Source organism: Bacillus sp. USDA818B3_A, assembly GCF_009928415.1.
GTDB lineage: Bacteria > Bacillota > Bacilli > Bacillales > Cytobacillaceae > Neobacillus.
The window spans coordinates 1-13,955 of record NZ_JAABNN010000003.1 but is presented as its reverse complement, the minus strand read 5'-3'; the positions used below and the strand labels follow the sequence as shown (position 1 = coordinate 13,955).

The following is a 13,955-nucleotide window of genomic DNA, read 5'->3' as shown; positions in this document are numbered from 1 at the left end:
TTCATATTTTCTTAAACTCGTTAAGGTTTGTTAATAATTTGTTAAGATTTGTGAGTTAAAGTATAGACAAGGTAAGAAATAGAGTAAAGGAGACCAATGACAATGGAATTCAAAAATGAGAATGAATTTGAAAATTATCAATCTAACTCATCTGACATGAATCATACAAATGCAGACGCAGGTTCCTCATCTGAGATGAATCATACAGATGTTGAACCAATAGAAAAACTGAAAGACGAAAGCCATACGGACGCACTTGTAAATGCTGTAGATGCGACTTTCTCAGTCGATTCCCAAAACAGCGAAAGCGAATACGAAAATAGAAATGAAACCACTATGCCTGATCAGGGGGCTGTCCCTCCAATGAATGAACCCACTCGTTTCAATCAAAAACCAGCTGCAAAACGAAGCAAATCAAGGGGATTCGTATCAACGGTTGCAGCGGGTGTAATTGGTTCGGTATTAACATTAGCTGTATTGCCACATACCGATTATTTGAACAACTTTACAAATAACACCCAAACATCACAAACTCAAGAGGCAGCAAGTACTTCTAATAATAATGCAGTACAACCAGTGTCAGCGCAGCCGACGGCTGTTTCTACTAATTCAGTTGCTGACACCGTAGAAAAACTATCCAAAGCAATTGTTGGGATTGTAAATTACCAGCAGCAGCAGCAAACGACTGATTTCTGGGGCAATTCTAATTCCAATTCACAATCTGATAATTCCTCTCAGAGTGTGGAAAGCGGCTCAGGATCAGGGGTTATCTTCCAAAAGAATAATAATACAGCTTATATCGTGACGAATAACCATGTGGTTGAAGGGGCCTCTAAGTTAGAGATCTCATTATATGACGGTCAAAAGACCACTGCGGAAGTATTGGGAACCGATGCCTTAACAGACTTGGCCGTTTTAAAAATTGATGCAAAATATGTAACGACAACTGCTAACTTTGGAGACTCATCAAAATTAAGGCCTGGTGACACAGTTTATGCGATTGGAAATCCGCTCGGATTAGATTTTTCCAGAACGGTAACGCAAGGGATTATTAGTGCCACTAACCGAACTATTTCTGTTACAACCTCGGCAGGGAATTGGGATACATCTGTCATTCAAACGGATGCTGCGATTAATCCAGGAAACAGCGGCGGTGCATTAATTAATACCCAAGGTCAGGTCATTGGCATTAACAGCTTGAAAATTTCTGAAACTGGGGTAGAAGGTTTAGGTTTTGCCATCCCAAGTAATGATTTAGTTCCGATTGTGAACCAATTAATTAAAAATGGGAAGATTGACCGTCCATATCTAGGTGTTGGCTTAGCAGACTTAGACCAGGTACCTGAGATGTATCTTCCAGAGAATGTAACTAAGGGTGTATTAGTTGCGAATATTGACTCAAACTCCGCAGCTGCTAAGGCGGGATTTGAAGCAAAAGATATCATTGTATCTATGAATGGAACAGAAATTGCAGATTCGTCTGAACTTAGAAAGTATTTGTATACTAAGGTTCAAATAGGTGACACAATCAAATTCGGCGTTTACCGCAATGGTAAACAAATCACATTAACAGCAAAAATAACAGCAGATTCGGAAGGATGAAGAGTAAGTAATGACTTGGATCAAGAAAAATAAATGGATGACCGCTCTCATCATGGCGTTCATCATTGCAGCAGGGGTATTTCTTACATTTATCTTAAACAAAGAGAGTGCTGTTGCGTCAATTAATAATGAAACAATAACGAAGGATGAACTCTACGAAACATTGGTAAAACAGTATGGTTCAGACACGGTAGATCAAATGATCAATGATAAAATTGTAGAGGCCGAGGCAGAAAAGAAAGATATTACTGTTTCGACTAAAACAGTTACTAGTGAGATTGACAAGCTAAAAGAACAGTATGGAGGAGAGGATGCATTTAATCAGGCACTTGTAGACTCTGGGACTACTCTTACGGCATTAAAATCGGATATAAAAAATTATCTTTTAATTAAGAAACTGCTTGAACCTGAAATTAAAATTACTGAAGATGAAATGAAAACTTACTTTGAAGAAAACAAAGATTCTTTTGCAACTGCTGAGCAAGTGAAAGCAAGCCATATTCTTGTTGCAGACGAAGCAACTGCGAAGAAAGTAAAAGAAAAACTAGATAATGGCGAAGATTTTGCAGCATTGGCAAAAGAATACTCAACGGATGACTCAACAAAAGACAGTGGCGGGGAGCTGGGTTACTTCGCAAAAGGAGATATGGTAACAGAATTTGAGGACGCTGCATTCGCGATGTCTGTCAATCAAATTAGTGACCCTGTTAAGACTGACTATGGTTATCACATCATTAAAGTCGAGGATAAAAAGGCAGCACAAGCTGCAAACTACGAGGACAGCAAGGCAGAAATTAAGGAAACGTTATTTGATCAGAAAGTCGATTCCGAGTACCAAACATGGTTAGACGGAAAGAAAAAGAACTATGATATTGAAAATACGTTGAGTTCAGAAGCATAACCCACAACCAAGAGGTGAAAAAAAGTGAATCGGGTAGGGAAACATGCAGCCAATAGTCCAGGAGATGACCTAGAGCTAATGAAAATGGTGTTTGAGCTGCCGGAAAAGGATAAAATGGTCATGTGGTCTGAAGGCTATATTGATTTAGTTATCGAAAAATTACCGGAGTTTGCCCGTGATATTTTAGAAAAACGCAAGGCCAAGTGGGAAGATACAAAGATCTATTATGAACAGCGCTTGAAGGAAATAGTAGAACAAGATATGTTTAAATGTAAAATGAAGGGCGAACGGAAGGAGTTCGCCTTTTTTGTCATGGAGCAATATCCGGAGTTCCAATCATTGTTATTTCTGCTTTACAACGATAATCTGAAGGATCGTGATGTAAGGAAGTTTGTTTATCACAGAAGATTTAGCTCTAGAAAAAAATACCTTCACTAACAAATATCGGAAAAATGGGCTTGCAATTGATGTTTGAACTAATTACAATAAAATTAACTTGTTAAGAAGCGGAGGTGGAGAAGAGATGAAACGTTCTATTTTTGCACGCTTACAGTGGCTGGAAGCGCTAACTATTTACCGTGCAATTTTTCATGAAGTAGTTTTCCAAGGGGGAAGTCTGCCCTTTTTCCGAAACTGCATATGGAAATTAGAACGATAATACATCTCTTTACCCGCCATAAATAGGTATGTAAGTGAGTGCACCCCAAGTACACTCCATTTTCATGTCAAGGTTAAAGCCGCGTGGATAAAAGATGCCCGCGGCTTTTTTGTGCCTAAAGAGATGTTCATTTAAGACCTAAAAAGGAGAATGAACATGATCATTTGTAGTGTTAATCATATTTCAAAAACATTTGGCGGAAATACGATATTTAAGGATTTATCTTTTGAAGTACATGAAGGGAGCCGGATTGGTTTGGTTGGCCGGAACGGCGGTGGGAAAACAACTTTAATTAAGCTGCTTGCCAATCAGGAATCCGTAGATGAGGGAGTCATCCATTGGAAAAAGGGACTAAAGATCGGCTATCTGGCACAGATTCCTGATTATAAAGATTTAAAGGTAAGGGAAGTTCTTAAAACGGCCTTTGAACAGCTGATCCAAACCGAATCAAAGCTTCAAGAATTAGAAATGGAAATGGGGCAGGAGCTCCTTCCTGTTAAATTGCAAAGTCTTATGGATCAATACGGTAAACTGCAAGATGAGTTTATTCTAAATGGCGGTTATGAAATGGATGCCCATTTAGACCGAATTGCCAGTGGATTAAATATTACTGTATTGCTTGAAAGAGAATTTGCAGCTTTGAGTGGCGGGGAGAAGACTAAGGTTGGACTTGGATTAAGTTTATTGCAAAATCCTGATCTCTTACTTCTGGATGAGCCGACCAACCATCTAGATTTAAAGGCAATTGAATGGCTGGGGTCCTACCTTAAGGATTATAAAGGCACGATTATCTTGATTTCACATGACCGTTACTTTTTAGATGAGGCAGTCACAAAGGTACTGGAAATGGAAGACGGTGAAGTTGATCTGTACCATACGAATTTTAGCGGTTATGTGAAAGAAAAAGAAGAACGGCTGCTGCGGGAATTTCAAGAATATCAAGAACAGCAGCGCAAAATTAAAAAGATGAAGGAAGCCATTAAGCGATTGCGTGATTGGGCGAACCGTTCTAATCCGCCAAGTGCCGCCCTTCATAAACGGGCCACAAACATGCAGCGGGCACTTGATCGGATTGAAACACTCGAACGTCCTAAAATAGATGTGAAAAAAATGGCGATTGATTTTGAAGCAGTGGAACGGAGCGGTAAGGATGTGATTGTTCTGGACCGCGTTTCTAAGCACTTTGGTACTCGAGCCTTGTTTGATGAGGTAAATATGCTCGTACAATACAAAGATAGAACGGCTATTGTCGGTGAAAATGGCACAGGCAAATCGACTCTTTTAAAAATGATCCTCAAAGAGATCGAAGCGGATCAAGGGACGGTTAAAGTTGGAAGTAGTGTAAAGGCGGGTTACTTATCACAGCACGTATTTCAGGGGATCGGCGATGAACAGGTGATTGATGTCTTCCGTTCCGAAGTAGTAGTTAATGAAGGCGAAGCTCGTCATATCCTAGCAAAATTTTTATTTTACGGCCCAGCTGTGTTTCGCAAGGTGAATCAACTAAGCGGCGGTGAGCGGATGCGTTTGCGGCTTGCACAGCTTATGTATCAAGACATTAATTTGTTAATCCTTGATGAGCCAACTAACCATCTTGATATTGATTCATGCGAAGTCCTTGAGGAAGCGCTGGAACAGTTTAATGGCACAATTTTAGCTGTTTCCCATGATCGATACTTTTTAAATAAATTATTTAATAAAATTTATTGGCTGCAAAGTGGAAGACTTCACTATTTTGCAGGGAATTATGAATGGGCAAAAGGGAAGTTGAAGGAAGAAGGAATCAATGCAGTTAATGCTAAGACAGTCAAAGATAAACCAACCAAACCAAACGTAATAACCGTCGAAAGGAATCCAACAGAACAGCTAGAAAGAAGAATTGAACAATTAGAAATTGACATTTCTGCCCTAAAACAAAAGCTCGAATTAGAAAGTGACCTAGTATTACTGCAGCAAATATATAGGGAGATAGAAGTGAGGGAAAAAGAAAGAGAGATGTTATATAACCAATTGGATGAAGTAATCTAGTAATGTCTAACTTACTTTTAAATATTTGTTCTACCGTTACGATATAAAAAACAGGGTCCCCCTGTTTTTTTCTTTTTCAACAGACTAACCATCGTATCGAATGAAGTTCATCTTTTTATCATATATGTGGTAATAAAGAAATTGGACAAGGGATGATGGGATGCTGAAAAAATTGGCGGTTATTGGTTTTGGGAGCACGATGATTAGTATAGGGATCAACATGTTTATCCTGCCGTTTCATCTGATTAATGGCGGAATATTTGGCATTAGTCTTTTATTAAACTATCTATGGGGGGTTAAAACAGGCCTTATGTTTATCCTCCTTAATATTCCTATTTATCTATTTGCTTTAAAGAAGGACCCAATCTATTTTTACAATGGTCTCATGGGCGCTGTTATCTCCGGCTGTATGATGGAATTGTTCCTGCCCTTGAATGGAACCATCCAATTACCTATTATAAGCAGTGTGATTATTGGAGCTATTATCATCGGAGTGGGAGTAGGGGTCATGCTGCGGAATCATATTAGCCCAGGGGGAATGGACTTGCTCGCCCTTATGATTGCAAAATGGACAAAGGTGAATGTCGGAGTAATTATGGTAACAATGGATGCTGTCATTATTTTAACCGGACTCTTCCTTGTTAAGGATGCGAGGCTTTTATATTCATTGTTGATTATTTCTATTATTGGAATGCTTGCGACAATGATTACCTCTTATAAGTTACGTTCAGAATAACGAATTTACTTGTTGTTTCTTCTTTACTGAAAAAGATAATCAGAAATGGTATGGTGTAATAATTACATAGATAGTTTAGAGGAGGGACATATGTGAATCCAGTTGATGATCATCTAGCAGAGAATTTAAAGGTCCTTTTTGTTGGGTTTAATCCAAGTATCCGCTCAAGTGAACTTGGCCATCATTATGCCAACCCTAACAATCGCTTTTGGAAGATATTATATGAAGCTGGATTAACGGCACGTAAATATGAAGCGGCAGAAGATGCCCAGTTATTAGAAATGGGCTATGGGTTTACTAATATTGTTGAGAGACCAACAAAGGCAGCCGATGAAATTACAAAGGATGAATACAGAGAAGGCCGAGAGGTTTTAACACAGAAAATCGAGAAGTATCGGCCTAAGGTGGTGTGTTTTGTTGGTAAAGGGGTCTATCAAGAATATAGCGGCAGAAAATCAGCTCCATGGGGAAAACAAGGAGACCAAACGGTTCCAGGGGTGATTGATTTTGTTGCTCCTTCTTCAAGTGGTTTAGTTAGAATGAAAATAAATGAGATTGTGGATATCTACAGGCAGCTCCATGAATTTAAATAAAAATATCGACGGGTAAACTCCGTCGATGGTATTTTTTATTCGTATTTTTTATGGTAATGAGATAGAGCTAAGAGCGGGAAGATATAACGGTAGCTGTGGTAATGGATATAAAATGCCCCTGCCATTCCCTGTCCTTTTGGGTATCTTGTCGTCCAATCCACTTTTTCTAGTGAATCCAGAAGATAAAGAATACCTTTCTGAATCGCCGGTGTCGGTTTATCTGACACAGAAATCAGGGCATCTAGTGCCCACGCGGTATGTGTTAATGTACTAGAGGCTAATGGGATAAAGGTTCTTTTTATGTCGCTATGACAGGACTCTCCCCAGCCCCCGTCTTTATTCTGCTTATCCATAATCCATTTAACTGCTTTTTCAATGGAAGCATGCTGAGGTGAAATACCACATGCCGCAAGGCCAGTAATCGCGGCCCATGTTCCATATAGATAGCAGATTCCCCATCTCCCGTACCAGGAACCATCCCTTTCTTGATTCCTGAAAAGCCAATGAATCCCTTTTTTTATAGCAGTATGATCATGTGATAAATTCGTGTACTTTCCAAAAAATTCAAGGGTTCTCCCGGTTAAATCTGCACAAGAGGGATCAGCGATAAGGAATTCTCCTTTTTCAATTGGCAGGAACTGCAGCAGTTTTGAGTTCGTGTTTTTTTCAAATGCCGGCCAGCCGCCATCATCATTTTGCATCGACAATAGCCAGGTTATTCCGCGGTCCCAACAATGAATCTCAGGAGGATTCATCCGTGATAGGGAGCGAAGGGAGGCCGTCGTATCATCTACATCCGGGTTGATGGTGTTGATGTCGGAGAACCCCCAGCCGCCTGGCATGGTCTTCGGATTATGAATCACCCAATCCCCGAATTTGCGGTGCTGCCGCTCAAGCAGATACAGATTGGCTTGTGTAACCATTGGATCACTGACTGGAACTCCTGCTGCTTGTAAACTGAAACTTATTAATGAAGTATTCCACACGTTGGCGGTCGTATATTGCATATGGGGGTATCCTTCAATTTCACACTTCATCGACTTTAATCCATCTACTGCTTTGGTAATTACGGGATCGGTTTTTTTAAACCCTAGCGCTAAAAGTGCAAAAATCATTAAAAAAGTAGAACTATAAAAGCTGTAAAATGTCCCATCCGGCTCCAGATGGTCAAGCATATACTTTTTCGCACGATCAATCGCTAATTGATGCAGATGTTTAGGTAAGCCTAGTAAACTCTCAGAAGCCTCTTTAATAAAAGAATATAAGGAACGATATACATCCGAGCGCTCCCAGTCATTTTCCGATTCTCTATTAAGATGTAAGTCAGATAGGACAGGGCTCTTGGCTGTTTTTATAACATATTGTTTATCAGCCAAAATCATGATGGGGGTTAAATTGGCTCTGCCGAAAACAGAGAAAGAGTAAAAGTTAACCGGAAAATGGAGTGGTAGAAGGATGAGCTCGATTGGCAGAGGGGAATAGGAAGGCCAAGTATATTGTCCGGTAATCGCAAGCATGATTTTAGTGAACATGCTTACCTCTTCTATGCCTCCATTTGCCAAAATAAATCGTTTAGCTGCCAGTAATCGCTTATCATTTTTTGGATAATAACCAGAATAAACACAAGCATAATAAGCTTCGACGGTTGCTGACAAATTCCCGTCTCCCTCATCGAAAAACAGCTTCCATGCCCCGTTTTTTTCCTGCTTACTGAGAATTCTTTTGGTAAGACCTTGTATCAATTCTTCATCATTTATTTCTAGTGACCGTAATAAAATGATCATATAAGCATCTGTGGATATTCCTGTTTCAAAAGGATAGTCCCAAGAGCCGGCGGGAGATTGGTCTTTTCGAAGGTTATCAATAATCCAATCAATACCTTTTTTCGTATCAATCATCCTACTTCACGCTCCTCTTCCAATTTCTCATCTATCTATACATATTCTCAGTGTCGCAAGAGAATTCGTAAGGGAGGGAATGTGTTATTTTTTTTATCAGAGGCCGACAGAAGACCCCGCTTGAAACAATTGCAGAAGATTTAAAGAAAAAGCATAAATTAGGGGAGTCTCCTTCTTCAATTACCAAGAGTGAGGAGATTCTTCTAGATAAAGTCAGGAATAAAACGCAAGAACTTAATGTTAATAATGTCACCAGGACAAAAGCATACCTTGAATTCTATTTGCGTTATCCAGATATTCATTGGGCCTTTCTTGGCCATATGGTCTCGCGAAATGGCGGCTGGAATATGACGGATTTAAAAGGTGAACTCCTGACCCGGCTAATAGCAAAAAAAGATCGTCATTTATTTTTTCAGTTTTTGGAACGGGGGAATTGGCTGATTTTTCAAGATGTTTATCCACAGTTTTTACTTTATGAGGAAAGCCTTAGACTACGGAAACCAATGTTTCATTTATTTGACCATTTAAATATATCCACATTTATGAAGACGATCTGGAACGAGTATTGGAGCACCCATGACACGTATATTTTAACGGTAGCGTTGGTTATCAATGAGCAGAGCTATCTTGAAAAAAGAGTGGTCCAAAATGCGAAGTATCAAAAAGAGGTTTTAAATAAGTTCGAGTTTTTACTTCAGGATTGGCTGTCGTTCAATCATATTCTTTTTCCTTATGGAAATGGGAAACTAGCGGGACAAACTCTCCACCAATTTGAGTCTTTACATGAGAGGATTTTACTTGGTAAGAGATTGTATCACATTCTTTTTAATAATAAAGAGATTCACCAAATGATTGTCAATTGGGCTAAAACCCACCCACACACAGGTTCAAGGAAGGATTTTTGGCCGCACATTTTTAACAGTGTGAATGAGGGGAAACCTGGTTTTCCTTATCAGCTTCACTTGAAGTCCTGTCAGTTAAGGGCAGGGGCAAACAGGATTTATAGCCCTGCCCTTGAAAATGCATGGAAAAATATAAACCATAAAGAAGCGGAGACAGGGGACTGGTTTGCTGACTGGCGTGTGGTGGAGTATTTAAGAGAAATAGAAGAAAACATTGATGGGGAGATAAAAGATGAATATTGCAAAACACTCGAACGACTCGAACTTGCGGCCCTTGCAAAAAAAGCGATTATCTTTTAAATATGAACTTGGAAGTATGATTCTTGCTGCTTTATTGGGAACATATTTAGATCTGTATTTTGTTGGAAAGGAACTTTACCATTTTCCTGTAAGGCCGTTTCCGGAAATCTTCACCATTAATATAGCCTTTACGTTAATTGGACTTCCGCTTCTAACCCTTATGGTTCTACGATGCATTTCGAAGCTAACCAACTGGGGGAAAGCGGGGGTTATCTTACTTGTTAGTTTATTGATGGCGATCATTGAACGATTATTCGTTTTATTGGGCTTTTTTTCTCATTCTGAAGAATGGAATCATCTCTACCCGTTTTTTTGTTATGGACTGTTTTTTGTTGTCGTTGTGTTATTCCAGGAGTGGATGATAAGGAATATAAATTAAAAACAAAAAGCCGAGACCTCTAAAGGGGGCTCGGCTTTTGTGATGCCGTCATTGCGGCACCAGCCCCCTCCGTCCGTACAGTGGTTAAGTGTCCCGCAACAAGCGAATGTTCGGAGGGGGTACTCTTATTATATACAATAGCTGAGAAAATATTAAGTGGCTAAACTTTCCTTTCTGTGTAGAAAAGTGTATGATAATAATGATTTTTACATAAAGGAGTGTTTTTCATGGCTAAAAAAGGATACATATTGATGGAAAATGGCGACAAAATTGAGTTTGATCTTTTCCCAAACGAAGCACCTGGAACCGTTGAGAACTTTGAAAAGTTAGCGAACGAAGGTTTCTATAATGGTGTTATTTTTCACCGTGTAATCCCAGGTTTCGTATCTCAAGGGGGCGACCCAACGGGAACAGGGATGGGCGGACCTGGCTACACGATCAAGTGTGAAACACAAGGAAACCCGCATAAACATATCCCTGGGTCATTATCAATGGCGCATGCAGGAAAAGACACAGGCGGAAGCCAATTCTTTATCGTTCATGAATCACAGCCACATTTAAATGGTGTTCACACTGTCTTCGGTCAAGTAACTTCTGACTTAGCAGCGGTAAGAAACATGAGAAATGGCGATAAGATGGTTGAAGTTAAGGTATTTGATCAAGAATAGTCAAGACAAAGGGAGCGGCTTCGCTCTCTTTTTTTTATGCAGCAGAAAAATTTAACCAAGTAGTAAAGGGCAAACTATAGGGGTACATTAACTTTGAAGCTGACAAATGGAGGAGCTATATGAAAAAGTTAGTGCTCATACTTATAACGTTTTTGTTATTTCCTTTTTACACACATGCTGCAGAAGAAAAGATGGAGACAAAGGAACTTAAGGCAGCCATTATCATCGATGATTTTGGCGGAGGGACTGGTGGAGTCCGTGACTTCTTAGAAGGTAATATCCCAATTACCGCAGCTGTGATGCCGTTTACGGAAAGTTCTCGTGCCCATGCGGAATGGGCCCATAAAAACGGCTTTGAGGTAATGGTCCATTTACCAATGGAACCTAAAAAAGGGAAAAGATCGTGGCTAGGTCCAAAACCCATTACTGTTGATCTTTCGAAAGAAGAAGTGAGGAAGCGTGTGGAGGAGGCAATTAAAAGTGTCCCCTATGCTGTGGGTTTGAATAATCATATGGGTTCGCGAGCAGTTGAAAACGAAGAAATCGTCCGTACGATTGTTGAAGTTGCTAAGGAAAAGAACTTATATATTGTAGACAGCGGAACAAGTCCAGGAACAAAATTCCCGGAAATGGCAAAGGAATACGGGGTTCCACTATTAAAACGAGATGTATTCCTCGATGATATCTCCTCTTCTTCCTATGTAAGGAAACAAATGGTTAGACTGGCAAAGGTAACAGAAGTTAAAGGGCAGGGAATTGCTATTGGACATGTGGGAGTAACAGGAAAAGTATGTTCAATCGGAATTTTTCAAGCGGTTGATGAATTTAAAAAACGAAAGATAAAGATCGTTCCCGTTTCAGCATTATTTGAAGGTGAAATGACCAAAAAACAATTTGTACCATGAGGAGGCAGCGTCAGCTTGCCTTTTTTTCGTAAGTAGAATACGATGGTAAGCCATTCAGATTACTTTCGCAATTGAGGTGAAACTGGTAAAATGTCACCTGTCTACCGTTTAAATTAACTAAGTTTATATATAAAAATTAATTGGGGAGAGGATCGCTAAATGAAATTAGTCTCGTGGAATGTCAATGGCCTGAGGGCTTGTGTTAAAAAAGGATTCTTAGATTATTTTAATGAAGTAAATGCTGATATTTTCTGTGTTCAGGAAACAAAGCTTCAAGAAGGTCAAATCAGTCTGGAATTAGATGGATATCATCAATTCTGGAATTATGCAACTAAGAAAGGTTACTCCGGTACAGTTGTTTTTACAAAGGTAAAACCGTTATCTGTTAGTTATGGAGTGGGAGAAGACGAAGAAGAGGACGAAGGAAGAATTATTACGCTGGAGTTCGACGAGTTTTTCTTGGTCAATGTCTATACACCTAATTCACAGAGAGACCTGGCTAGAATAGGTTACCGCCTGGAATGGGAAGACCGTATTTTTCAGCATTTGAAGGACTTAGATAAAAAGAAACCAGTTGTATTTTGTGGGGATTTAAATGTAGCCCATCAAGAGATAGATCTGCGCAACCCCAAATCAAATATTGGAAACTCAGGATTTACAGATGAGGAACGAGGAAAAATGACTAGCTTGCTTGGCACTGGTTTTATCGATACGTTCCGTTATTTTTATCCCCAGCAGGAAGGCGCTTATACATGGTGGTCTTATATGAACAAGGTCCGGGAAAGAAATATTGGCTGGCGGATAGACTACTTTATCGTGTCAGAATCAATGAAGGATCGCCTTAAAAATGCTGAAATCCATTGTGAAATCATGGGGAGTGACCACTGTCCCGTTATTCTAGAACTGGCCTAACTCAATAAGAAAATCTTATTGTGATAGTTAAATATTTAGTCATTTTCTTTATTGCTGAGCTAACTTATAGTTAGGGTATAAGGTTCTTGGAGGGATAATATGGATCTCAAGAAGGATATACAAAAGCAATTTGGAAAAAGTGCGGATTCTTATGTGACTAGTTCGATACACAAAGACGGGAAGGATTTGCAAAAATTAATAGAGATGGCTGAAATCACAGGGAATGAAGAATTGTTGGATGTTGCAACGGGTGGGGGCCATACAGCGAATGCCTTTTCTCCCTTAGTAAAGAAAGTAACAGCAGTAGATTTAACCCAGGAGATGTTAGCGGCGGCGGAAAAATTCATAAAAGGAAATGGGAATCAAAATGTACAGTTTGTACAGGGTGATGCTGAGAACTTACCTTTTCCAGACCGTTCCTTTGATATTGTGACCTGCAGAATTGCCCCGCACCATTTTCCAAACCTTAATCAGTTCATTACAGAAGTTTTCCGTGTCCTTAACAACGGGGGACAGTTTTTACTCGATGATAATGTTGTTCCTGAAAATGATGAGTATGATCAGTTTTATAATAAAATTGAAAAATGGCGGGATTACAGTCACTTCCGGGCATGGAAGAAGAGTGAATGGCTGCGGATGCTAGAGTTTGCCGGCTTTGAAATTATAGAATGGCATCGGTTTGAAAAAACCTTTTATTTTGATTCTTGGTGTAATCGAATGAACTTACCTATAGAGGAAAAGGAAAAATTGACACAGTTTTTCTTAGAGACACCAGAAAGAATCTTAGATAAATTCAGGGTTAATATTGAGAAAGATCAAGTCATTTCGTTTCAAGGTGAAGCGCTTGTTTTAAAAGCAGTTAAAAAATAAGAATAACCCTTGGCATTAAAGAGAGATATCTCATAATGCCAAGGGTTATTCTCTTTAAAAAACTATATACCATTTAAAGCAGTTCCAATTTCATCGAATTCCGGTACTCGTTCCTCTTGATTTAGATCTTCTATTGGCTCTTGGTCAATGTATTGCTCATCTTCTTTTTTGTGCATAGTATTCATAAATCCACATCTCCTTCAGCAATTACTATTTGAATAGTATAACCATTGATTATTTATTTACCCTTCTTATTAATGGTTAAATATGATCAAAAGGGTTTTAAAATTTTTTTAAAAAGATAGTTGACGATTGTTAGAGAAAATAGTATTATTATCAATGTCGCTTCGACGAAATGTTTATGAGTTAAGTAATAAATAACATTTAAAAGAAGTTGACAGAAGTTAAATGATATGTTAGTATAATAAATGTCGCTAATCGATAGATTGGTAGATAATAGAAAAGTTGCTCTTTGAAAACTAAACAAACAAAAACGTCAACAAACAATAATATTAGTTTCTAAATGAAACTAAGCCAACGTAACAAAATGAGCTAATCAACTTTCATGGAGAGTTTGATCCTGGCTCAGGACGAACGCTGGCG

At 39.1% G+C, this 13,955-nt stretch carries 15 protein-coding genes; 13 read left to right on the top strand and 2 right to left on the bottom strand.

The genetic code is table 11. The annotated features are described in order from the left end of the window. The first annotated feature begins 102 nt into the window (after positions 1-102). The 7 genes from GXK58_RS06265 (at position 103) to mug (ending at position 6,518) form a co-directional block, all read left to right on the top strand. The gene (locus GXK58_RS06265) at positions 103-1,602 is read left to right on the top strand and encodes a S1C family serine protease (protein WP_160720951.1); all 1,500 of its coding nucleotides are present in this window, start codon (positions 103-105) and stop codon (positions 1,600-1,602) included. Positions 1,603-1,612: 10 nt separating this feature from the next. Beyond that, complete coding sequence (locus GXK58_RS06260) at positions 1,613-2,503, top strand: peptidylprolyl isomerase (protein WP_160720949.1); 891 nt, start codon at positions 1,613-1,615, stop codon at positions 2,501-2,503. A gap of 24 nt (positions 2,504-2,527) precedes the next feature. Beyond that, positions 2,528-2,941, top strand: a complete 414-nt coding sequence (locus GXK58_RS06255) for a hypothetical protein (RefSeq protein WP_160720947.1) — start codon at positions 2,528-2,530, stop codon at positions 2,939-2,941. An 85-nt stretch (positions 2,942-3,026) separates the two neighbouring features. Next, positions 3,027-3,161, top strand: coding sequence for an RAxF-45 family protein (locus GXK58_RS27480; protein ID WP_272928125.1), 135 nt, complete (start codon positions 3,027-3,029; stop codon positions 3,159-3,161). A gap of 156 nt (positions 3,162-3,317) precedes the next feature. Continuing rightward, entirely contained in the window at positions 3,318-5,189 is a 1,872-nt protein-coding gene (gene abc-f, locus GXK58_RS06250; RefSeq protein ID WP_160720945.1) for a ribosomal protection-like ABC-F family protein, read from the top strand. A 160-nt stretch (positions 5,190-5,349) separates the two neighbouring features. Beyond that, positions 5,350-5,925 carry a YitT family protein gene (locus tag GXK58_RS06245; RefSeq protein WP_160720943.1) on the top strand — a complete coding sequence of 192 codons (576 nt, stop codon included), beginning with the start codon at positions 5,350-5,352 and terminating at the stop codon, positions 5,923-5,925. Positions 5,926-6,017: 92 nt separating this feature from the next. Continuing rightward, the gene (gene mug, locus GXK58_RS06240) at positions 6,018-6,518 is read left to right on the top strand and encodes a G/U mismatch-specific DNA glycosylase (protein ID WP_160720941.1); all 501 of its coding nucleotides are present in this window, start codon (positions 6,018-6,020) and stop codon (positions 6,516-6,518) included. Between the two features lie 35 nt (positions 6,519-6,553). Here mug and GXK58_RS06235 read toward each other — a convergent pair whose 3' ends face one another. Beyond that, positions 6,554-8,416, bottom strand: coding sequence for a terpene cyclase/mutase family protein (locus GXK58_RS06235; RefSeq protein ID WP_160720939.1), 1,863 nt, complete (start codon positions 8,414-8,416; stop codon positions 6,554-6,556). Between the two features lie 86 nt (positions 8,417-8,502). On the opposite strand from GXK58_RS06235, the gene GXK58_RS06230 reads away from it, so the two are divergent. The 6 genes from GXK58_RS06230 (at position 8,503) to GXK58_RS06205 (ending at position 13,352) form a co-directional block, all read left to right on the top strand. Then, entirely contained in the window at positions 8,503-9,618 is a 1,116-nt protein-coding gene (locus tag GXK58_RS06230) for a DUF2515 domain-containing protein (protein WP_337248170.1), read from the top strand. After that, positions 9,551-9,997 (top strand): CBO0543 family protein, encoded by a 447-nt coding sequence (locus GXK58_RS06225; RefSeq protein ID WP_202171306.1) that lies wholly within the window; start codon positions 9,551-9,553, stop codon positions 9,995-9,997. The genes GXK58_RS06230 and GXK58_RS06225 overlap by 68 nt, the downstream gene beginning before the upstream one ends. Before the next feature lie 227 nt (positions 9,998-10,224). Next, positions 10,225-10,665: a peptidylprolyl isomerase gene (locus GXK58_RS06220; RefSeq protein ID WP_160720937.1), complete on the top strand. Its 441-nt coding sequence runs from the start codon at positions 10,225-10,227 to the stop codon at positions 10,663-10,665. Positions 10,666-10,784: 119 nt separating this feature from the next. Continuing rightward, on the top strand, positions 10,785-11,570 hold the full coding sequence (locus GXK58_RS06215; RefSeq protein ID WP_160720935.1) for a divergent polysaccharide deacetylase family protein: 786 nt from the start codon (positions 10,785-10,787) through the stop codon (positions 11,568-11,570). Between the two features lie 159 nt (positions 11,571-11,729). Beyond that, the gene (locus GXK58_RS06210; RefSeq protein WP_160720933.1) at positions 11,730-12,482 is read left to right on the top strand and encodes an exodeoxyribonuclease III; all 753 of its coding nucleotides are present in this window, start codon (positions 11,730-11,732) and stop codon (positions 12,480-12,482) included. Between the two features lie 99 nt (positions 12,483-12,581). Beyond that, the gene (locus tag GXK58_RS06205) at positions 12,582-13,352 is read left to right on the top strand and encodes a class I SAM-dependent methyltransferase (RefSeq protein ID WP_160720912.1); all 771 of its coding nucleotides are present in this window, start codon (positions 12,582-12,584) and stop codon (positions 13,350-13,352) included. Positions 13,353-13,414: 62 nt separating this feature from the next. On the opposite strand, the gene GXK58_RS27475 is transcribed toward GXK58_RS06205, so the two are convergent. Further along, positions 13,415-13,537, bottom strand: a complete 123-nt coding sequence (locus GXK58_RS27475) for a hypothetical protein (RefSeq protein ID WP_272928124.1) — start codon at positions 13,535-13,537, stop codon at positions 13,415-13,417. Positions 13,538-13,955 lie beyond the last annotated feature (418 nt).

What these genes read in the sequence shown, in the direction of transcription:
- GXK58_RS06265 (WP_160720951.1), top strand. Translation starts at nt 103, where the DNA reads ATGGAATTCAAAAATGAGAATGAATTTGAAAATTATCAATCTAACTCA.
- GXK58_RS06260 (WP_160720949.1), top strand. Translation starts at nt 1,613, where the DNA reads ATGACTTGGATCAAGAAAAATAAATGGATGACCGCTCTCATCATGGCG.
- GXK58_RS27480 (WP_272928125.1), top strand. Translation starts at nt 3,027, where the DNA reads ATGAAACGTTCTATTTTTGCACGCTTACAGTGGCTGGAAGCGCTAACT.
- abc-f (WP_160720945.1), top strand. Translation starts at nt 3,318, where the DNA reads ATGATCATTTGTAGTGTTAATCATATTTCAAAAACATTTGGCGGAAAT.
- GXK58_RS06245 (WP_160720943.1), top strand. Translation starts at nt 5,350, where the DNA reads ATGCTGAAAAAATTGGCGGTTATTGGTTTTGGGAGCACGATGATTAGT.
- GXK58_RS06235 (WP_160720939.1), bottom strand. Translation starts at nt 8,416, where the DNA reads ATGATTGATACGAAAAAAGGTATTGATTGGATTATTGATAACCTTCGA.
- GXK58_RS06225 (WP_202171306.1), top strand. Translation starts at nt 9,551, where the DNA reads ATGAATATTGCAAAACACTCGAACGACTCGAACTTGCGGCCCTTGCAA.
- GXK58_RS06220 (WP_160720937.1), top strand. Translation starts at nt 10,225, where the DNA reads ATGGCTAAAAAAGGATACATATTGATGGAAAATGGCGACAAAATTGAG.
- GXK58_RS06215 (WP_160720935.1), top strand. Translation starts at nt 10,785, where the DNA reads ATGAAAAAGTTAGTGCTCATACTTATAACGTTTTTGTTATTTCCTTTT.
- GXK58_RS06210 (WP_160720933.1), top strand. Translation starts at nt 11,730, where the DNA reads ATGAAATTAGTCTCGTGGAATGTCAATGGCCTGAGGGCTTGTGTTAAA.
- GXK58_RS06205 (WP_160720912.1), top strand. Translation starts at nt 12,582, where the DNA reads ATGGATCTCAAGAAGGATATACAAAAGCAATTTGGAAAAAGTGCGGAT.
- GXK58_RS27475 (WP_272928124.1), bottom strand. Translation starts at nt 13,537, where the DNA reads ATGAATACTATGCACAAAAAAGAAGATGAGCAATACATTGACCAAGAG.